Source organism: Azospirillum melinis, assembly GCF_013340935.1.
Lineage (GTDB): Bacteria > Pseudomonadota > Alphaproteobacteria > Azospirillales > Azospirillaceae > Azospirillum > Azospirillum melinis.
Window position 1 is genome coordinate 1 of record NZ_WHOS01000067.1, and the last position, 19278, is coordinate 19278.

General features: G+C 69.6%; 14 protein-coding genes and 1 rRNA gene. 14 read left to right on the forward strand and 1 reads right to left on the reverse strand.

Going from position 1 to position 19278, the window contains the following annotated elements:
* A 5S ribosomal RNA gene (rrf, locus tag GBZ48_RS30495) occupies positions 1-93 on the forward strand; the annotation flags it as partial.
* Between the two features lie 103 nt (positions 94-196).
* Here the strand turns inward: rrf and GBZ48_RS30500 are convergent.
* Complete coding sequence (locus tag GBZ48_RS30500; RefSeq protein WP_174474450.1) at positions 197-616, reverse strand: hypothetical protein; 420 nt, start codon at positions 614-616, stop codon at positions 197-199.
* Between the two features lie 159 nt (positions 617-775).
* Between GBZ48_RS30500 and GBZ48_RS30505 the strand changes: the two genes are divergently transcribed.
* From GBZ48_RS30505 to GBZ48_RS30565, 13 genes are all read left to right on the forward strand, one after another.
* On the forward strand, positions 776-2578 hold the full coding sequence (locus GBZ48_RS30505; protein ID WP_174474451.1) for a thiamine pyrophosphate-requiring protein: 1803 nt from the start codon (positions 776-778) through the stop codon (positions 2576-2578).
* Between the two features lie 424 nt (positions 2579-3002).
* The gene (locus GBZ48_RS30510; RefSeq protein ID WP_109049726.1) at positions 3003-3389 is read left to right on the forward strand and encodes a response regulator; all 387 of its coding nucleotides are present in this window, start codon (positions 3003-3005) and stop codon (positions 3387-3389) included.
* 104 nt (positions 3390-3493) lie between these two features.
* Positions 3494-4435 (forward strand): SDR family oxidoreductase, encoded by a 942-nt coding sequence (locus tag GBZ48_RS30515; RefSeq protein WP_174474452.1) that lies wholly within the window; start codon positions 3494-3496, stop codon positions 4433-4435.
* Between the two features lie 45 nt (positions 4436-4480).
* Entirely contained in the window at positions 4481-5380 is a 900-nt protein-coding gene (locus GBZ48_RS30520) for an endo alpha-1,4 polygalactosaminidase (protein ID WP_174474453.1), read from the forward strand.
* Between the two features lie 35 nt (positions 5381-5415).
* Entirely contained in the window at positions 5416-7665 is a 2250-nt protein-coding gene (locus tag GBZ48_RS30525) for a polysaccharide deacetylase family protein (RefSeq protein WP_211105939.1), read from the forward strand.
* A gap of 7 nt (positions 7666-7672) precedes the next feature.
* A complete protein-coding gene (locus tag GBZ48_RS30530; RefSeq protein WP_174474454.1) occupies positions 7673-10708 on the forward strand; it encodes a tetratricopeptide repeat protein in 3036 nt (1011 codons plus the stop codon).
* A gap of 244 nt (positions 10709-10952) precedes the next feature.
* Complete coding sequence (locus tag GBZ48_RS30535; protein WP_211105940.1) at positions 10953-12434, forward strand: tetratricopeptide repeat protein; 1482 nt, start codon at positions 10953-10955, stop codon at positions 12432-12434.
* 77 nt (positions 12435-12511) lie between these two features.
* A complete protein-coding gene (locus tag GBZ48_RS30540) occupies positions 12512-13129 on the forward strand; it encodes a hypothetical protein (protein WP_246307569.1) in 618 nt (205 codons plus the stop codon).
* A 13-nt stretch (positions 13130-13142) separates the two neighbouring features.
* Positions 13143-14561, forward strand: coding sequence for a GAF domain-containing protein (locus GBZ48_RS30545; protein ID WP_174474456.1), 1419 nt, complete (start codon positions 13143-13145; stop codon positions 14559-14561).
* Positions 14558-15700: a hypothetical protein gene (locus GBZ48_RS30550; RefSeq protein WP_174474457.1), complete on the forward strand. Its 1143-nt coding sequence runs from the start codon at positions 14558-14560 to the stop codon at positions 15698-15700. The genes GBZ48_RS30545 and GBZ48_RS30550 overlap by 4 nt, the downstream gene beginning before the upstream one ends.
* Positions 15697-17256 carry a GT4 family glycosyltransferase PelF gene (gene pelF, locus GBZ48_RS30555; protein ID WP_174474458.1) on the forward strand — a complete coding sequence of 520 codons (1560 nt, stop codon included), beginning with the start codon at positions 15697-15699 and terminating at the stop codon, positions 17254-17256. Before GBZ48_RS30550 ends, pelF begins: the two co-directional genes overlap by 4 nt.
* A 1-nt stretch (position 17257) precedes the next feature.
* Positions 17258-18637, forward strand: a complete 1380-nt coding sequence (gene pelG / locus GBZ48_RS30560; protein WP_174474459.1) for an exopolysaccharide Pel transporter PelG — start codon at positions 17258-17260, stop codon at positions 18635-18637.
* Entirely contained in the window at positions 18634-19095 is a 462-nt protein-coding gene (locus tag GBZ48_RS30565; RefSeq protein WP_174474460.1) for a hypothetical protein, read from the forward strand. Before pelG ends, GBZ48_RS30565 begins: the two co-directional genes overlap by 4 nt.
* The last annotated feature ends 183 nt before the right edge of the window (positions 19096-19278 follow it).

Here is a 19278-nt window from a genome sequence, read left to right on the forward strand (position 1 = left end):
AAACACCCGATCCCATCCCGAACTCGGCCGTGAAAAGCCTCCGCGCCAATGGTACTGCGTCTTAAGACGTGGGAGAGTAGGTCGCCGCCAGGTCGCTCAGGCACAAGAGACGCTCAAAGCCAAAGCACGCATGCTTGCATGTTCACTCAGATCAGAAACGCCCCGGCTTTAACGAGCCGGGGCGTTTCGTTGTTCGTCAGCCGCCGTGGAAGCCGGTCAGCCTCTCTTCACCGCGGCCGATGTCCGGCTTGAACCGCGCCCCTTTCGCGGCTTCCACCAGCTGATCGATGAAGCTCCGGTAGTCGTCGGCGGCCTCGCCCGTCGCCTCCCCGGTCGGTTCGACCGAGCCGGAATAGGGGGCGGCAGGCTGGGCGGCGCTGTCGTGAACGCGGAACGCCGCGACGAAGACGGTGTCTCCCTCCGGGTTTCCTTCCCCGACATGCCGGGTGCTGCGCGACAGCTCGACCCGCCCATCGGCATCGGCAGCGGACAGGATGGTCACGCCATGGACGGTCGTCGTGTCGCTGCGCGCGTTCGCCGCCGCATCCTGTTCGAAGGCGTGCCGCTCGTAAGCCCGTTCGAAGCTTGAGCGGTCATCGATGTTGGCCTCGGCCATCGCTGTCTCCCTGTTGCTGCAAAGGATAACGCCCCGCTGGCCGGATCGGTCCGACAGGGGGGCGGGCAAAAAAACCGCGGCCTCCGGCGAACCGATGGGGCGGCGCACAGTTGAAACAGGAAAGGCGGCGACATCCGAGCAGAGACAAGAGAGGCGACAATGGCTCCGAACGTCAGTGACTTCTTCTGGCAGCGGCTCTCCGAGTGGGGTGTGAAGCGGGTCTTCGGTTATCCCGGCGACGGCATCAACGGGCTGGTCGGCGCGCTCGCCCGCGCCGGCGACCAATTCGAGTTCATCCAGCCCCGCCACGAGGAGCTGGCCGCCTTCATGGCGACGGCGCACGCCAAATACACCGGCGAGATGGGCGTCTGCCTCGCCACCTCCGGTCCCGGCGCCATCCATCTGCTGAACGGGCTGTATGACGCGAAGCTCGACCATCAGCCGGTGCTCGCCATCGTCGGCCAGCAGGCGCTGACCGCGCTGGGCGGCCAGTACCAGCAGGAGGTCGACCTCGTCTCCCTCTTCAAGGATGTGGCCGGCGAGTATGTGCAGATGGCCTCGACTCCGGCCCAGGTGCGGCACATCGTCGACCGTGCGGTGCGGATCGCCAAGGCCGAGCGCACGGTGACCTGCATCATCATGCCCAACGACCTGCAGGAGATGGACGCGGTCGAGGTGCCGGCACATGTCCACGGCACCATCCATTCCGGTGTCGGCTGGTCGGCCCCCGTGGTGCGTCCGGCCGAGGCCGACCTGCGCCGCGCCGCCGATGCGCTGAATGCCGGTTCCAAGGTGGCGATTCTGGTCGGTGCCGGCGCGCTGAACGCCACCGACGAGGTGATCGAGATCGCCGACATCCTGGGGGCCGGCGTCGCCAAGGCGCTGCTCGGCAAGGCGGCGCTGCCCGACGATTTGCCCTTCGTCACCGGCTCCATCGGCCTGCTCGGCACCCGGCCGAGCTATGAGATGATGGTGAACTGCGACACGCTGCTGATGATCGGCTCGCGCTTCCCCTATTCGGAGTTCCTGCCCAAGGAGGGCCAGGCGCGCGGCGTGCAGATCGACATTGATCCGAAGATGCTGAGCATCCGCTATCCGATGGAGGTCAATCTGGTCGGTGACAGCGCCGGCACCCTGCGCGAGCTGATCCCGCTGCTCCAGCGCAAGCAGGACCGCTCCTGGCGCGAGCGGATCGAGGCGGGCGTCGCCGATTGGTGGAAAGTGCTGGAAGCCCGCGCGATGAACGACGCGACGCCGTTGAACCCGCAGCGCGTCTTCTGGGAGCTGTCGCCGAGGCTGCCCGATGACGTGGTGATCGCCTGCGACACCGGGTCGGGCACCAACTGGTATGCCCGCGACATCAAGATCCGCCGCGGGATGAAGGCGACGCTGTGCGGCGGCCTCGCCACCATGGGACCGGGCATGCCCTACGCCCTGGCGGCCAAGTTCGCCCATCCCGACCGTCCGGTGCTGGCCATTGTCGGTGACGGCGCCATGCAGATGAACGGCATGAACGCGCTGATCACCCTGTCGAAATATTGCAAGCAGTGGAGCGACCCGCGCTTCGTCGTTCTGGTGCTGAACAACCGCGACCTCAACCAGGTGACCTGGGAAATGCGCGCCCAGAATGGCGATCCGAAGTTCGAGGCCTCGCAGGAGCTTCCCGATTTCCCCTATGCCCGCTATGCCGAACTGCTCGGCTTCAAGGGGCTGTTCGTCGACAAGCCCGAAGACCTCGCAGCCGTCTGGGACGAGGCGATGGCGGCCCGCGGTCCGGTTCTGGTCGAGGCCTATACCGATCCCAACGTCCCGCCCCTGCCGCCGCACATCACCCTGAAGAACGCCGCGGCGATGATGGCGACGCTGGCCAAGGGCGATCCGGAGGTCTGGGACATGCTGAAGGATACTGCCAAGGATCTCGTCCAGAGCTACCTGCCGCATGGCAACGGCAAGAAAGGCTGATCCGCCGGCAGTGAGCCGAGCTTTTCGATACGGCGAGCCGCATAATTGTTTCGCGCATCATTTCAATCATGCGGCTCCATTGAAAAGGGTCTGTGCCGATTCCCGCAATTGGGACAAAGATCAGACAAAAGGATCTCATGGAGTCGGTTTGTCGATCCAGGCTCGATCCGGTTTTGGGCGCGTTGTGGATGCTATGGCTGCGCGTGTAAGGAGAAGAGGTCTCCGTTAGTTCCATGAGACAACTCGCCAATTGGGGTAGAACGCAGTCGCACATGGCTTGACCTGCAACCCAAAAAGGGATAGAGAGCGAACCATGCGTGGATGATGGCATTCGTGTGCAGCGCAGGGGCGCGCGCTGCGTCCTTCCGGATGCCGGCGATGCCGCTCACGCCATGGGGTTCGGCCACAAGGCTTGGATGGCGGAATGTTGGACACGGTCGAGAAAACGCGGACGATCCTTGTTGTCGAAGACAATGTGCTGATGCGCAAGCTCTTCGTCCGCTGCCTCGAGGAGGGCGGCTTCACCGTCGTCGAGGCGTCGGACGCCACCTCGGTGATGGATCTGATGCGCGACATGGCGCCCGATCTGGTGGTGATGGATATCGTCATGCCGGGCCTGTCCGGGCTTGAGCTTATCCGCCAGATCCGCGCCGACTCGGCCCTGGCCGCCACCCCGGTGCTGGCCGTCACCAACCTCGCCACGCCTGCGGACAAGCGCCGGCTGACCGAAGCGGGCTTCGACGGCCATGTGTCGAAGCCGATCAAGCCCAAGGAATTCCAGGCTTCCGTCGCCGGCTTCCTGCCGGCCTGATCTTTTTTGCAGCCGATTTGAACCCGGTTCAAGATTTTTCAAATCCGGTGTCCCAAACTCCGCGTATCACGTCAAACACACGCAAAAGCGGAGGGGCCGCAGCGATGGCGCGTTATCTGGTTACCGGCGGTTGCGGCTTCATCGGCTCGCACCTGATCGAGCGGCTGCTGGCGGCCGGGCACAAGGTCCGGGTGCTGGACGATCTGTCCACCGGCAAGCGTGAAAACCTGTCGGACGGCGTGCCTGTGACCGTCGGCGACGTGGCCGATGCCGATGCGGTTCGGGCGGCGATGGCCGGCGAGGATGGCGAGGGGGTGGACGGCTGTTTCCATCTGGCCGCCGTCGCTTCGGTCGACCGGTCGCGCGAGGCATGGCTGGAGACCCACCACGCCAACCTGTCCGGCACCATCGCCGTGTTCGACGCCGCCCGCCGCGCCAATCCGGCCGGCCCGGTTCCGGTGATCTACGCCTCCTCTGCCGCGGTCTACGGCGACAATCCCAACATGCCGCTGACCGAGGATGCGGCGACCCGTCCGCTGTCGGCCTATGGCGCCGACAAGCTGGGCTGCGAGCTGCATGCGCGGGTGGCGGACGGGGTGCATGGCGTGCCGACCGCCGGCTTCCGCTTCTTCAACGTCTATGGCCCGCGCCAGGATCCGAAATCGCCCTATTCGGGCGTCATCTCCATCTTCGCCGGCCGCATCGCCCGGGGCGAGCCGATCACCGTCAATGGGGACGGCGAGCAGGTGCGGGATTTCATCTTTGTAAAGGATCTGGTGCGATACCTGACTGCTGCGATGGGACATCCGCAGCCGGGCGCACCGGTCTACAATGTCTGCACCGGCCGTCCGACCTCGGTCAACCGGCTGGCGGAGGTGCTGGCCGACCTGTCGGGCCGGCCGCTCGACCGGCGCTACGGTCCGGCGCGGCCGGGCGACATCCGGACATCCATCGGCGATCCCACGCGTCTGGTCGCCGCCTTCGGCATGAGCTGCGACACGCCGCTGGAAGACGGGCTGCGCCAGACGCTGGCGTGGCTTGGTTGACGGGTTCGGGCGAAAAACTCGGCTGACTGATCGGGGCAGGGTGGCGTGATCGGTGGTTTGATCGGGCGGCGCGCGGTCGCCGGCGGGCTTTTGTCGGGTGCGGCGCTGCTGGCGCTGCCCAGCAGGACTCTGCGGGCTGCAAACTCCGGTCAGGCTCCCGCTGCTCCGGCTCCCGCTGCCCCCTGGGCGGTCTATTACGCCGATGCCGCGCCGCTTGCCGCTTTCCAGCCCTACCGGCTGCTGGTGCTGGACAGCAGGACCCACCCGCCTTTGCAACCGCTGGCCGACCGGGGCAAGACCCTGCTCGGCTATTTGAGCGTAGGCGAGGTCGAGACTCACCGCCCCTGGTTCGGCCGGGTGAAGGGGTGGGGCATCCTGGATCAGGAAAACCCCAACTGGCCCGGCAGTTTCTATGTCGATGTGCGTGACCGTCGCTGGGTCAGGCTGGTGGTCGAGGAACTGGTCCCCGCCATCCTGCGCGAGGGCTTCCATGGCGTCTTCCTCGACACGCTCGACAACCCGCCGCATCTGGAACGCACCGACCCGAAGCGCTGGAGCGGCATGACCGACGCGGCGGCGGCGCTGGTGCGGGCCATCCGCCGCAACTGGCCGGACATCGGCCTGATGCAGAACCGCGCCTATGAAATCCTGCCGCAGACCGCGCCGTTGCTGAGCCATGCGCTGGGCGAGAGCGTCTATGCCGGCTGGGATTTCGCCGCCAAGCGTCCGCATCGCCAGAGTGCGGAGGATTACCGGTTCCAGGTCGACGCGCTGAAGGCGGCCGGCGCGCTGAACCCGCAGCTTGGCCTCCACACGCTGGACTACTGGACCCCGTCCGACGCGGCGGGGATGCGGGCGATCTACGACCTGCAACGGGCCAACGACTTTTCCCCTTATGTCGCGACGGTCGAACTCGACCGCCTGATCCCGGAGCCGCCGCGGTGAGGGGCCGGTTCCAAGCTGGCATCCGGGCGGCAGCCTTGGCGCTCGCCGTGTTCCTTCCCGACGCGGCGTTTCCCGTGCTTGCCGCCGGCTCAACGACCGTTGCCGCCCCGGCTCAGCAGACCGTGCCGCGCACCATCCTGGCGCTGGTCGACCTGCGCGAGGAAAGCACGATCCGCCTCAGCCGCATCCACACGATGGCGGAACTGCCGCTGAACCATCTGGGATTGTCGGTGGTCTACTGGAACGTCGCCGACGGTCTGCCCGACCTGTCGCGCTATCCCGACCTGCGCGGCGTCGTCACCTGGTTCGCGGGCGAGCCCTTTCCCGATGTCGGCGCCTATGTCGGCTGGGCGGCCCGTGCGATGGATCGCGGCATCCGCTTCGCCGTGCTGGGGCAGCCGGGGGTGCGGCTGGAGCGCGGCGGCAAGCCGGTGCCGCTGGCGCTTACCAACCGTTTCTTCGCCCGCTTCGGTCTGCGCGACGACGACGGCTATTCCGACCTGACCTACAAGTCCAAGCCGGCACTGGCCGACGCGATGATCGGCTTCGAACGGCCGCTGTCGGGGGTGCTGCCCGGCTATCCCCTGTTCCGCAAGACCGACGAGCGCTTCGCCTCCCATCTGGTGATGCGGCGCGGCGACGATCCGGCCAGCGACAGCCATCTGGTGGTCACCGGCCCCTCCGGCGGACTGGTGACCGAGGGGTACGGCCGCTATTTCGACGCCGAATACAACCGGCGTCAATGGATCGTCGATCCCTTCGCCTTCTTCCGCGACAGCTTCGTCACCGACGATCTGCCGAAGCCCGACGTCACCACATTGTCCGGGCGGCGGCTCTATTTCAGCCACATCGACGGCGACGGCTGGCGCAACGTAACCGAGGTGGCGCCCTATGCCGCCCGCCGCGTGCTGTCCGCCGACATGGTGCGCACCGCCGCCATCGAAGCCTTCCCCGACCTGCCGGTCAGCGTCGCTCCCATCGTCGGCGACCTCGACCCGACCTGGAAGGGCACGCCGGACTCGCTGGCGGCAGCCAAGGCGCTGTTCGCCCTGCCGCAGGTCGAGCCGTCCAGCCACACCTGGACCCACCCCTTCCAATGGGCCTTCTTCAAGGACTACAGCCGGCAGGCCGAGGCGCCCTTCCTCGAGCGCGAGGGCAGCCGCAAGCCCGGGAAAAGTGACGACCATGCGGCGGAGGAGGCGGGCGAGGTATCGGACATCGGCCGCTATGCCGTGCCGCGCGCCTATTTGCAGCAGCCCTTCGACCTGGACCAGGAGATCGGCGGCGCTCTCGACTATTTCACCCGGCTGGCTCCCGCCGGCAAGCGGGCGGTGCTGGTGCAATGGTCGGGCGACACCTCTCCCTTCGAGGCGGCGCTGGCGGCGGTGCGCAAGGCCGGCGGGGTCAACATCAACGGCGGCGACGCGCGGTTCGACGCCGATTTCCCGTCCATCACCGGCCTGCCGCCCATCGGCCTGCCGGTGGGGGCGGAACGCCAGATCTACGCCGCCGGCAGCAACGAGAACACCTACACCGATCTGTGGACCAACCGCTTCTACGGCTACCGCAATCTGGTCAACACCATGCGGCATGCCGGCAGCCCGTTGCGGCTGAAGCCCTTCAACGTCTATTACCACATGTACACCGGCCAGAAGCCGGCCAGCCTCAACGCGCTCGTCTCGGTGCTGACCGCCGCACAGGGGCAGGAGCTGGCGCCGGTCGCCGCCTCCAGCTACGCCCGCATCGCCGAGGGCTATTACACCACCCGCTTCGAGCCGCTGGACGGCCAGGGAGGCGGGCGGCGCTGGCGTGTGCGCGACCGCGGGGCGCTGAACACGCTGCGCTTCGACCATGCCAGCGCCGACGCGGTCGATTTCGCCCGCTCCAGCGGCGTGCTTGGCCAGCGCCACAGCCAGGGCAGCCTCTATGTGGCGCTCGACCCGGCGGTGGCGGAGCCGGTGGTGGCGTTGACCGCGACCGAGCGCGCCGACCGCGACCCGCCGGCCGCCACGCCCTATCTGGTGCAGGGGCGCTGGGCCTTCTCGGCCTTCGCGCCGGACGATCACGGCTTCCACGTCGCCGCCACCGGTTACGGTGCGGGCGGCATGGTCTGGCAGGTGCCGCGGCCCGGCCGCTGGACCGTCACGGCGGAACGCAACGGCACCCGGCTGTGGTCGGGCAGCGCCAGCGCGGATGCCGACGGCCGGCTGGCGCTGACCGTGCCGGTGTCCGCCATCGCGCCGCTGCTGCTGCGCTTCCGTCCGGCCGACGGCGCGGCGGGGTAGGGCGGCCATGCGCGCGAACCTCCTCGTCGTCCTGCTGATCCTGCTGGCCGGCATCGGCGCCAGCCTGCTGCTGATTCCGCACAGCGCCGAGCTTGCCCTGCAGAAATTCCGCGACCGCGATTACGACAGCGCCCGCGACGCCTACGAGCAGCGCTATACCGCCGGCGACCGCAGCGGCGCCACGGTGATGCCGCTGACCCGCCTGACGCTGGCCCAGGGCGACGTCGAGCGCGCCATCGAGCTGACCGAGGGGTTCCTTGCCGCCGAGCCGTCCTCGGTCGAGGCCCGCGAACTGCTCGACCGCCTCTACCAGGATGCGCAGCGGCCGGGCGACCGGCTGGAGAACCTGAAGGCGCTGGCGGAGATGCGCAACAGCGCCGACCTGTTCCGCGAGCTGGCCTATGCCGCCGGCTTCCGCAACCGGATGGCGATGAAGGCCGAGGCGCTGGCGCGCTACTGCACCCTGCGGCCGGAGGATGTCGAGGCCCAGCAGGAGCTGGCGGCGCTGCTGGCCGCGCGCGGCGATCCTGCCGGTGCGGTGGACTGGCTGCTCCGCGCCGACGACCGCGCCACCGGCAACATTCAGCCCGACAGCCGCGAACTGCTGATGAGCCTGCTGATCGACCTCGACCGCGAGGACGAGGCCTATGAGCGCGCCCGGCGCTGGCTGGGCGAGCGGCCGACCGTCGCCGACATGATCGGTCTGGCGAGCCAGCTTGCCGCGGCTGCGCGCCCCGATCTCGGGCTGCGGCTGATCGAACCACAGGTTATAGGGCCTCAGGTGACGGGGCCGCAGGGGGAGGGCCGCGCTCCCGTGCTGGCGCTGGAGCTGACCTACATCGACCTGCTGATCGCCACCGACCGGCGGGAGCAGGCGCGGAGCCGCCTGTCGGCGCTTTCCGGCCCGGTGGAGGACGCGCAGTTCGGCCGGCTGCTGGCGCTGGAGGTGAATGCCGGCATGCCGCGCGCGGCGCTGGAGGCGACCAGGGGGCGCGACCTGCAGCTGGTGCCCGACTGGGTCCTGGCCGGGCTGGCGGAAACCGCCCTTCGCGACGGCGACCGGGCCTTCCCCGACCGCCTCTACCGCGAGCTGGGGGAAGACTTCCTCGACGATTACCCGATCCTGGCGGCCAACATCGCGCTCGGCCGCGGCGACCCTGCCGCCGCCGCGGGGTGGGCGGAGCGCGCGCTTGCCGGCGATGGTTTGGCGACCGGCGACCGGCTGGGCGCCATCCGCATCCTCGACCGCACCGGCCGCCGTGCCGCCGCGGTCGCCGCCTTCGACCGGCTGCCGCTGTCGGGCACCGTGCCGGAGGAAGTGCTGGAGGAGATGGCCGCCCTGTTCATCGACTTCGACCGCGCCCCGGCCGGTCTTGCCTGGTTCACCGCAAGGCGGCAGGCCACGCCATCGCCGGCCGCCGCCCAGGGCTGGGCGCGTCTGGCCGCCAAGGCCGGCGACCCGGCCGCCGTCGCCGATTGGCTGGCCGGCCAGCCCAAGCTGCCGCTTGCCCTGTTGCAGGACATCGCCGGCAGCGCCGCCGAACGCGCCGCTTCCGACCCGCGCGCCGCCCGTCCTGCCGCCGCCCTGGCGCTGGCCGCCGCCCAGCGCGCCTTCGCGCTCGACCCCTCGGCGCGCAGCCGTCTGGCGCTGGCCGGCGCGCTGACCGCCACCGGCAAGCCGGCCGACGCGCTGCCGCTGCTGGCCCCGCTGCTCGACAGCGGCGGTGCCGAGGTGGAGGCCGCCTACATTGCCGCACTGGACGGCGCTGGCCGGTCGGAGGAGCTGGCCCGCCACCTGAGCGCCAAGCTGGCGCGGGGAAATCTTTCAGACGCCGACCAGAAGGCCATCGTCACCATGCTGCTCGACCACAAGGCCTATCGCGCGGCGCTGCCGCTGCTGCGGGCCTGGGCGGAGCGCCAAGGGGGGACGCGATCCGGCGAGGACTGGCTGAGCGTCTATGCCGACGCCGCGGCCAAGGCGAATGCGCTGCCCGATCTCGCCGCCCTGCTGCAAGGCCGCGCCGCCGCCGCGCCGCTGGCCGAGGCGGAGGATTCGCTCTACCGCGACACGCTGACCAAGCTGGGCCGCAAGGCCGATCTGCGCCGCTATCTGCTGGCCCGCGCCACCGACGACCGTCTGCCGGCCGACCGGCGGCGGGAGCCGGTTTCGGCGCTGCTGGCGCTCGGCGACAAGGTGGGGGCCGAGCAGGCGCTGCAACGGCTGGCGGCGGGGCAAGGGCCGCAGAGCGAGGATTTCAGGCAACTGGCCTATCTCTGGGGACCGCGCCCGCCGGCGTCCGGGCTGGACTGGATCGAGGCGCGGGCCAAGGCCGCCGGCACCCCGGCCGAGCAGGCCGCGTGGTATGACCGCCTCGCCGACTATGGCGGCGGACGCCGGGTCATCGCGGGGCTTGCCACCCAGGGCGCCGCCCCGGCCCAGCCGGCCTTGAAGACCCCGTACATCGAGGCGCTGGCGGCGGCCGGCAAGGGCAAGGAGCTGGCGGACGCCGTGCGTACCGCCCTGGCCGAAGAGGCCTCCCCGGACCGGCTGCGCCGCTATGCCCGCCTCGCCGAGCAGACCGGCCAGCGCGCCGCCGCCTCCCAGGCCTGGACCGCGCTGCTGGCGCGCAAGCCGGACGATGCCGACGCGCTGCGCCAGCTGGGCATGCTGGCCTATGACGAGAACCGCCTCGCCGACGCCGAACGCCTGCTGCGCCGCTACGTCGCCACCGGCCCCAACGATTACGAGGCGCATTACTTCCTGGGCGAGGCGCTGACCGCGCTGAAGCGCCCGACCGCCGCGACCCCCTTCTACCGCACCGCCCTGTCGCAGCTCCGCGCCCGCACCGCGCGCGGCGACGCGGCGATCCAGACGGAGGCGAACCTGCTGAACCGGCTGGGCAAGGTGGACGACGCCGTGGCGCTGTTCGAGGGCCTGCGCAAGCGCCGTCCGGCCGACCGCCAGTTGAAGGCCGACTACGCATCGATGCTGATCGAAAACGGACGACTGCCGGAGGCCCGCCGTGTCCTGGCCCTTCCGTGATCGGCTTCGGGCCGTTCCCGAGAAATGCCCTCTCCCGCCCCGGGAGAGGGAGGGGACCCGTGCCGAAGGCACGGGGAGGGTGAGGGGCATTTCAAGCATCCTGAACCGCATGGTTCCTTGCATTCCCCCTCACCCTTCCCATGCTTCGCATGGGCCCCTTCCCTCTCCCGGGGCGGGAGAGGGAGCTATTGGCCTCGTCCTCGCTTTCCTCCTCCTCCTCGCCACCCCCGCACAGGCCCAACCGGTGAGGGTCGAGGCGGTGCGCGAGGCCGGCACCGCCCGCTTCGCCCTGCACTGGTCCGGCACCGTAACCACGGAAACCCAGCGCGACGGCCGCGAACTGGTCCTGCGCTTCAGCCGTCCGCTTGGAGATGTCCCGCTCGACCGTGTGCCGGAGCGGCTGGAGTCCTGGGTCGACAACATCCTCTACGGCTACGACAGCGTCGTGCTGGTGCTCGGCCCCGGTGTCGAGGCGGCGGTCGCCACCGACCCTGCCGGCCTCAGCGTCGCCCTGACCCGCTCCGCCGCGGCTCCCAGCCGCGAGGCGCAGGCTGCCAACCGGGCCGCCGACCGTGCAGCCCAGCGGCGCCTCGACTATTTCCGCGCGCTGGCGCTGATGGAGGGCGGCGACGTCCGTCCGGCGCGGACCCTACTGCGCGACCTGCTGGCGCAGGACCCGAAGGACGCCCAGTCAACCGCCCTGCTGGCCCAGGCGGAGGAGCGGCTTGGCCGCTGGCGCGACGCGATCATGGCCTACGACACGGCGCTGGAACTGACGCCCGACGAGCCGTCGCTGGTCCGGGGCAAGGCGCTGCTCCTGCACGAGACCGCCGACCGCAGCCGCCTTGACCTCGACTGGCAGAAGGTGAGGGGCGCCGACATGCAGCGCATCGCCCGCTTCAGCGGCGTTCAGGAGCTTGGCCGCTCGACCAGCCTGACCTGGGCGCTGGAGCGGCGCGAGGTCGATGTCGATTCCACCCGCCGTGAGGACGGCCGGCTGGAGCCGTTCCATGGCGCCCGCTCCCGGCTGGAGGCGGCGCTGGTCCATGACTGGCCGGAACTGGAACGCTCCGCCCTGGCGCTCTACGCCGCCCCGCAGACGCTCGGTGCCGGCTACAGCCATCTGTGGCGCGGCGACGAGTCCGAAACCCGCGCCGGTTTCGCCTGGAGCGAGCCGAGCTTCGCCTTCCTGGAGGGCATCGTCGATGGCGGCCGGCGCGACCGCCTGTTCGTCCAGCACGAGAACCGGCTGTCCGACCGCTGGGCGCTGTCGCTCGGCGCCGGCTACAACCGCTACGGGCTGTCCGGCGAGGCCGGTCTGGCGCGCAGCGCCACGCTGGAGGGATCGCTGCGCTACACGCTGAACGCCGTCGGCCCGCTTGCCAGCGTCGCCTATGTGCTGGACGCCGAATATGTGGCGCACCGCGAGGAGCGGCAGGACGCGAATGGCCAGCCCTACATCCCGCTGCCGGCGGCGACGCGCGAGGTCCATGCGCTGCAGCTGAACGTCGAGGATTATCTGACCGACTATGTCCGCTACGCCGCCCAGCTCGGCTACGCCTACGACCGGCGGGGCCGCAGCGGACCCCAGGGGGCCATCTCGCTGGGATGGGAGCCGGCGGACAATCTGGAACTGGGGTTCCGCGCCAGCCATGCCCGCTCCACAGCGCGCGGCACGGCCAGCGCGGTGAACAGCGCCGGCCTCACCCTGGTCTGGCGCTATTGACGGTGTGTCAACTCTTTATGGTTAAAAAAGGTGGACGGACAATGGGGGCGGCGATGCGGCTGACGGGGACCGGAAAGATGGGCAAGGATATGCGGGCCTGCGCGGCGCTGCTGGCGGCCGTGGTGGTGCTGGCGGGGTGCAGCTTCGGCCGGATCAACAGCCGCGACTTCGCCCAGCCGGGCGGGGCGCTGCCGGCCGGCTCGACCGTCGCCGTCCTGCCCTTCGAGAATCTGACCAACCACCCCAATGCCGGCCAGATCGCCGCCGACATCGTCTCCACCGAACTCTACGGCGTCGAGGGCCTCCGCACGCTGGAGGTCGGCCGCGTCCGCAGCCGCCTGTCCGCCGGCAAGCCGGCCGCCGACGCCGCTTCTGCCGGTGCCACCGCCTCCGCCGACGGACAGCCCGACGCCGCTCCGCTGGACGCCCAGGCCGCCGGCCGGACCCTGGGCGTCGATGCGGTGCTGGCCGGCAGCGTGTCGGAATACGGCTACCAGCATGGCCTGCGCGAGGAGCCGGTGGTCGGCCTGAACGCCCGTCTGGTGCGGGTGTCGGACGGCGCCGTCCTCTGGACCTCCAGCCAGTCGGAGGCCGGCCGCGGCTATTTCAGCCGCGACAGCGTCAACAACGTCGCCCAGCGCGTGGCGACCCGCATGATCGACAGCCTGCGGCCTGTCGTCGCCGCCACCCGCTGAGGCCCCGACACGCATGAGCAGCCTGCCGAGCCCATCCCCCGCCGACAGCGCTTCGCCCCGCCGCTGGCTCGGTCTGCGGCCGGTCGCCCTGCTGGAACTGCTGCTGTTCTTCGGCGTGGCGCTGGGGCTGGACGGCTGGCTCGGCGCCGGGCTGCGCTTCGAGGGGGTGCAGCCGCATCCCTTCTGGATCCCGGTCCTGCTGCTGGCGATCCAGTACGGCACCAACGAGGGCGTGCTGGCGGCGCTGGTGGCGTCGGCGGCGCTGCGGCTCGGCAACATGCCCGATGCGGGGATCGGCCAGGATCTCTACGACCATCTCTTCACCCTGACGCGCGAGCCGATCCTCTGGCTGGTCGCCGCCGTGCTGTTCGGCGAGCTGCGGATGCGCCAGCTGCGCGAACGCGAGGATCTCCGCGCCGGCCTTGCCACCGCCCGGCAGGAGGCGGAGGCCATCGCCCGCTCCTACCGCGCGCTGAAATCGGTGAAGGAAAGCCTGGAGACCCGCGTCGCCGGCCAGCTGCGCACCGTCTTCACCCTCTATCAGGCCGCCAAGTCCATCGACCATCTCGACGAGGGCGAGGTGATGCTGGGCATCGCCGACCTCGTCCGCACCGTCATGAAGCCGGAGAAATTCTCGCTGTTCCTGCTGAACAACGACGTTCTGGAATCGGTGACGAACGAGGGCTGGGACGACGAGACCGACAGCTATGCCCGCTGGTTCGACAGCGGCACGCCGCTGTTCCAGACCGTGATCGCCCGCCAGCGCCAGCTTTGCGTCAACCGGGCCGACGACGAGCGCGTGCTCGCCGGTGAAGGCGTGATGGCCGGCCCGCTGATCAGCGCCGACACCGGCGAGGTGCTGGGCATGGTGAAGATCGAAAGCCTGGGCTTCACCGACCTCAGCGTCAACACGATCGAGAATTTCCGCATCCTGTGCGAATGGATCGGCACCGCGATGGCGAAGGCGCGCCGGTACCGCACCGCCAACGAACAGCGTGTCTTCACCGACGAGGCGCTTTATTCCTCCAGTTACATCGGCCGGCAGGCGGAGTTCCTCGCCCTTCTCGGCCGCCGCATGGGCTTCGAGACTACCGCCATCACCATCCGCCCGACCGGCCTGTCGCGCCTGTCGGTGGCCCAGCGCGCCGATCTTGCCGCCGCCATCGGCGAGGCGGTGCGCGGCAGCCTGCGCGACACCGACCTCGCCTGCGATTTCGGCCATCAGGGCACGTCCTTCGGCGTGGTCCTGGCCGGCACGCCGCTGGAGGGCGCCAGGCAGGTGGAGGCGAAGCTGGAACGCGCGGTGCGTCAGGCGCTGCCCGCCGGCCTCGCCGATATCCCCATCGGCTTCGTCACCCGCCGCATCGACCCGCCGGTCCCCGCGGCCGGGCAAAGTGCGGCCGGGCAAAAGGTCGGGGAGGGTGCAGGATGAGCGAGCCCGACTCCAACCAATCGGCTTCCGACCTTTCCGATCCGGCCATCCTGCTGGCGGGCGAGCGTCCGGCCACCGGTGCTACCGAACTGGCCGCGGTGGCGTTGGCCGCCGGCCTGCTCGATGCCGCGGCAATGGCGCCCGGCCTCGCCGAAATCCCCTTCGCCGTTCCGCTCGCCGCGGCGCTGCATCTGTTCCTCTGCGTCCTGGTCGGCCTGTGGGTGCGCAACCGGGCGCGGCGTGGGCGCGATTTGCGGCTGGCCGGTCTGCTGCTGGTCACCATGGTTCCGCTGGGGCCGCTGGGTGCCGCCTGCACGCTGATGACCGCGGCGCTGCTGGCGCTGTTCAGCCGCTATGCCACCGGCTTCCAGGACTGGTACCTTTCCCTCTTCCCCGACAGCGAGACCGGCCCGGCGCAGGAGCTGTACGAGCTGATCGTGACCGGCCGCGAGAACGCCCATCTGGTGGCCGGCGAGTCCTTCACCGACGTGATGTCGGTCGGCTCGCCGCAGCAGAAGCAGGCGGTGATCGCCCTGGTCGCCCGCCATTTCCGTCCCGCCTTCACCCCCGCGCTGAAGGCCGGGCTGGCCGATGCCGACCCGTCCGTCCGCGTCCAGGCCGCCACCGCCACCGCGCGGGTGGAGCATGAGTTCAACGAGCGCTGGCTGGCGCTTGACCACGCCGCGCGCAGGACCCCCGACGATGCGGCCAGCCTCGCAGGGCTCGCCCGCCATCTCGACGACTACGCCTTCTGCGGCCTGCTGGACTCCAACCGTGAGGCGGAGATCCGCGACAAGGCGCTGGACGGGTACCGGCGCAGCCTGGACCTCGCTCCCGATGACGACGGCATCCGCCACGACCTGGGCCGGCTGCTCCTGCGCTGCGGACTGGCGGCGGAGGCGGCGGAAAGGCTGGAGCCGATGATCGACCGCACGCCCGACCGCCGCATCCTGTTCTGGTATGCCGAGAGCCTGTTCCGGCTCGGCCGCTTTGCCGATCTGCGGGCGCTGCCCGCCCGGCGACCCGACCTGCTGGGCGACGGGGCGGAGCTTCCCGACACGCTGCGCGACGTCTTCGCCCTCTGGCGCGACGAGGCGACGGCTGCCAGGGACAGCGCCGGACGGGAGTTGGCCGCATGAGGCGCCAAAATTCCCTTCCTGAAGCGCCACACGCTCCCAGGGCGGATGTCTGCCTGCTGATGGAGGGGTCCTATCCCTATGTCGCCGGCGGCGTGTCGACCTGGACCCATGACCTGATCCGCTCCCATTCCGACCTGACCTTCCACATCGTGGCCCTGGTCGCCGACCGCGGCGCCCGCAAGCTCGCCTACGAGCTGCCGCCCAACGTCACCGGCCTGACCCATGTCTATCTCCAGGACCCGCCCGCCGGCTGGCGCTGGCTGCCCGGCACCGGCCGGCTGCTGAAGGAGCTGGAGAAGCCGCTGGCCCGCCTGCAACAGGGGGGCGGGCTGGCCGAGGTGGCGGAGGTTCTGCGGCTGCTGGCCCCCCGGCGCGGCCGGATCGGCAAGCGGGCACTGCTGAATTCCGAGGACGCCTTCCAGATGGTGGTGCGCATGTGCAGGGCCGCCCTGCCGGACGCCTCCTTCCTCGAATATTTCTGGGGCAGCCGGGCGTTGATGAGCGGGCTGTTCGCCACGCTGCTGGTGCCGATGCCGCAGGCTGGGGTCTATCATGCCGTTTCCACCGGCTATGCCGGGCTGTTCGCCGCGCGGGCCCGGCTGGAAACCGGCCGGCCGGCGCTGCTGACGGAACACGGCATCTACACCAACGAGCGGCGCATCGAGATCCTGATGGCCGAATGGCTGTTCGAGGGGGCCGACACCTCGCTGGCGCTCGACAAGAAGAAGCGCGACCTGCGCGACCTGTGGCTGGACACCTTCGCCAGCTACTCCAAGGCCTGCTACGACGCCTGCGACCGCATCATCACCCTGTACGGCGGAAACCAGGAGTTCCAGCGCCGCCAGGGTGCCGACCCGGCCAAGCTGCTGATCGTTCCCAACGGCATCGACTATGCCGGCTATTCCCAGGTGCGGCGCGATCCCGCTCCGCGCCCGCCGACCATCGCCCTGATCGGCCGCGTCGTGCCGATCAAGGACGTGAAGACCTATGTGCGGGCGGCCGCCATCCTGCGCGACGACATCCCCGACCTGAAGGCGATGATCCTGGGGCCGCTGGAGGAGGATCCCGGCTATGTCGAGGAATGCCGCAGCATCGTGAAGCATCTGGGGCTGGAGCAGACGGTGATCTTCGCCGGCCGGGTCAAACTGACCGACTGGCTGGGCAAGATCGACGCCATCGCGCTGACCAGCGTCAGCGAGGCGCAGCCGCTGGTGATCCTGGAGGCCGGGGCGTCGGGCGTGCCGACGGTGGCGACCGATGTCGGGTCCTGCTCCGAGTTGCTGATGGGCCGCCCGGACGAGGTGCCGCCGCTGGGGCCGGGCGGGGCGGTGACGCCTCTGGCCAGCCCGCTCGACACCGCGCGGGAGCTGCGCGCCCTGCTGCTCGACCGCGCGTGGCGCGACCGCTGCGCCCAGGCCATCGCCCGGCGCGTCGCCCAGTCCTACGACAAGGTCGCCATCGACCGCGTCTACCGCGCCATCTATGACGAGCACATCGCCATGCCGACCCGGCTTTCCCCGGAGCATGACGGCATCGGCCTGAAGGGAGCCGCCTGAGATGGCCGGCATCGGCTTCGCCCTCCGCCGGCTGGCCCGGCGCGACGACCTGCTCGGCGTGTTGCAGGGCTATGCCCATTCCGCCTTCATCACGTCGGGCCCCTGGATGTTCACCATCCTGGCGCTTGCCGGCATCACGCTGTTCGGCCGCGATCTGGTGGGGATGGAGGAGCTGACGCTGTTCCGCGTCGTGGTGATCTACAATTTCTGCTTCTCGGTCGTCTTCACCGGGCCGCTGGTGCTGGTCGCCACCCGCTATCTCGCCGATGCCATCTATGCCAAGGAGGTCGAGGCCGCCCCCGGCATGCTGCTGGCGACGCTGGGGCTGGCCTACGCCATCGCCGGGCTGACCGCCGGACCCTTCTATCCGCTGTTCAGCGGCCTGCCGCTGCCGCTGATGCTGGGCGGGCTGGTGAACTTCTTCCTGGTCTGCGGCATTTGGGTGGTGTCGATCTTCCTGTCGGCGCTGAAGGACTATCTGGCGGTCACTGTCGCCTTCGGGGTGGGCATGGCGGTGGGGCTGGCCGGTGCGGTCCTGCTGGGCGGCTATTTCGGCGCAGCCGGGATGGTCTGGGGATTCTCATGCGGGCTGGCGGCGATCCAGTTCGGGCTGATCGCGCGGGTGCTGGCCGAATATCCCTATCCGGTCGGCCGGATGTTCGATTTCCTCGGCTATTTCCGCAAATACGCCGATCTGGCGCTGATCGGGCTGTTCGCCAACGCCGCCGTCTGGACCGACAAGTGGATCATGTGGTTCGCGCCGGAACGCGAGCTGGTTTCCGGCGCCATGGCGATCTACAGCGCCTATGACGGCGCCATGTTCATCGCCTATCTGACGACGCTGCCGGCGCTGACCCTGTTCACGGTGAACATCGAGACCCGCTTCTTCGAGCATTACCAGGGCTTCTACCGCGATATCCAGAAGCACGCGACCTACGACCAGATCGCCCGCAACCACCGCGCCATCATCGCCGCCCTGCTCGACAGCAGCCGCAACCTGATCATCCTGCAAGGGGCGGTCTGCGCCGTCTGCATCTTCCTGGCCCCAAGCATCATCGGCGCCCTCGGCCTGCAATACCAGCAGATCGGTATGTTCCGCTTCGGCGTGCTGGGCGCCTTCTTCCAGGTGCTGTTCCTGTTCTGCACGGTGATCCTGGCCTATTTCGACCTGCGAGGGCGGAATTTGACGGTGCAGCTGGTTTATCTGGCCGCCAACGCCGGCTTCACCCTGCTGTTCAGCCGGATGGGCTTTCCCTGGTACGGCTACGGCTATTTCCTCAGCTCGCTGCTGGCCTTCGCCGTGGCCTATCTGATGGTGGCGGACGCGGTGCGGCGGCTGCCCTATTTCGCCTTCGTCGCCAACAACCCGTCGGTGCGATGACCCGCCGCCTCGCCGCCCTGCTGCTGACCATCCTGCTGCTGCCGGCCGCTGCCGGGGCCGAGGAGGTGCTGCGCACCGACCGCACCCAACCGGGCCATCTGGGTCCGACCTTCCGCGCCTATGAACCGCCGCCGCCCGGCCATGAACCGCGCCTGCGCCGCACCGAGAGCCGCGCGGTCTACAAGCTGCCCAACGGCTTGAACGGCCTCGCCACGCGCGACCGCACCCTGTCGCACCTGTGCCAGCGCGGCGCCTTCCTGCAACAGATCGACGGGCTCTATTGGGCGGCGACGCCGGACTTTCGCTATGGGGTGGCCTTTTCCGGCGGCGCCAATCTGGTGGATCCGCAGAACCGCCGCCAGCCCGGCAAGACCTATTTCTTCCGCAACCAGGACAGCCGCTGCGAGGTCTGGATCGGCGATCAGGCGAAGCTGATGCCGCACTATATCGGGGGATAAGTTCCCTCTCCCGCCCCGGGAGAGGGCGACCGCCTGCATACATTGACCTGCCGTTTTTCATCCCGCCGTTACCCGCGTCCCCACATCCATGGTAGCTTTCTCACCGGTGCCCACCCGTGGAGGTTCCCGCCGATGCCGTCCGGATGGAACAGTGAACACACCCCCGGAAACTGTTCCACGCTG

Excerpts from the sequence above, each read along its gene's own strand:
- GBZ48_RS30500 (WP_174474450.1), bottom strand. The coding sequence starts at position 616 with ATGGCCGAGGCCAACATCGATGACCGCTCAAGCTTCGAACGGGCTTAC.
- GBZ48_RS30505 (WP_174474451.1), top strand. The coding sequence starts at position 776 with ATGGCTCCGAACGTCAGTGACTTCTTCTGGCAGCGGCTCTCCGAGTGG.
- GBZ48_RS30510 (WP_109049726.1), top strand. The coding sequence starts at position 3,003 with ATGTTGGACACGGTCGAGAAAACGCGGACGATCCTTGTTGTCGAAGAC.
- GBZ48_RS30515 (WP_174474452.1), top strand. The coding sequence starts at position 3,494 with ATGGCGCGTTATCTGGTTACCGGCGGTTGCGGCTTCATCGGCTCGCAC.
- GBZ48_RS30530 (WP_174474454.1), top strand. The coding sequence starts at position 7,673 with ATGCGCGCGAACCTCCTCGTCGTCCTGCTGATCCTGCTGGCCGGCATC.
- GBZ48_RS30540 (WP_246307569.1), top strand. The coding sequence starts at position 12,512 with ATGGGCAAGGATATGCGGGCCTGCGCGGCGCTGCTGGCGGCCGTGGTG.
- GBZ48_RS30545 (WP_174474456.1), top strand. The coding sequence starts at position 13,143 with ATGAGCAGCCTGCCGAGCCCATCCCCCGCCGACAGCGCTTCGCCCCGC.
- GBZ48_RS30550 (WP_174474457.1), top strand. The coding sequence starts at position 14,558 with ATGAGCGAGCCCGACTCCAACCAATCGGCTTCCGACCTTTCCGATCCG.
- pelF (WP_174474458.1), top strand. The coding sequence starts at position 15,697 with ATGAGGCGCCAAAATTCCCTTCCTGAAGCGCCACACGCTCCCAGGGCG.
- pelG (WP_174474459.1), top strand. The coding sequence starts at position 17,258 with ATGGCCGGCATCGGCTTCGCCCTCCGCCGGCTGGCCCGGCGCGACGAC.
- GBZ48_RS30565 (WP_174474460.1), top strand. The coding sequence starts at position 18,634 with ATGACCCGCCGCCTCGCCGCCCTGCTGCTGACCATCCTGCTGCTGCCG.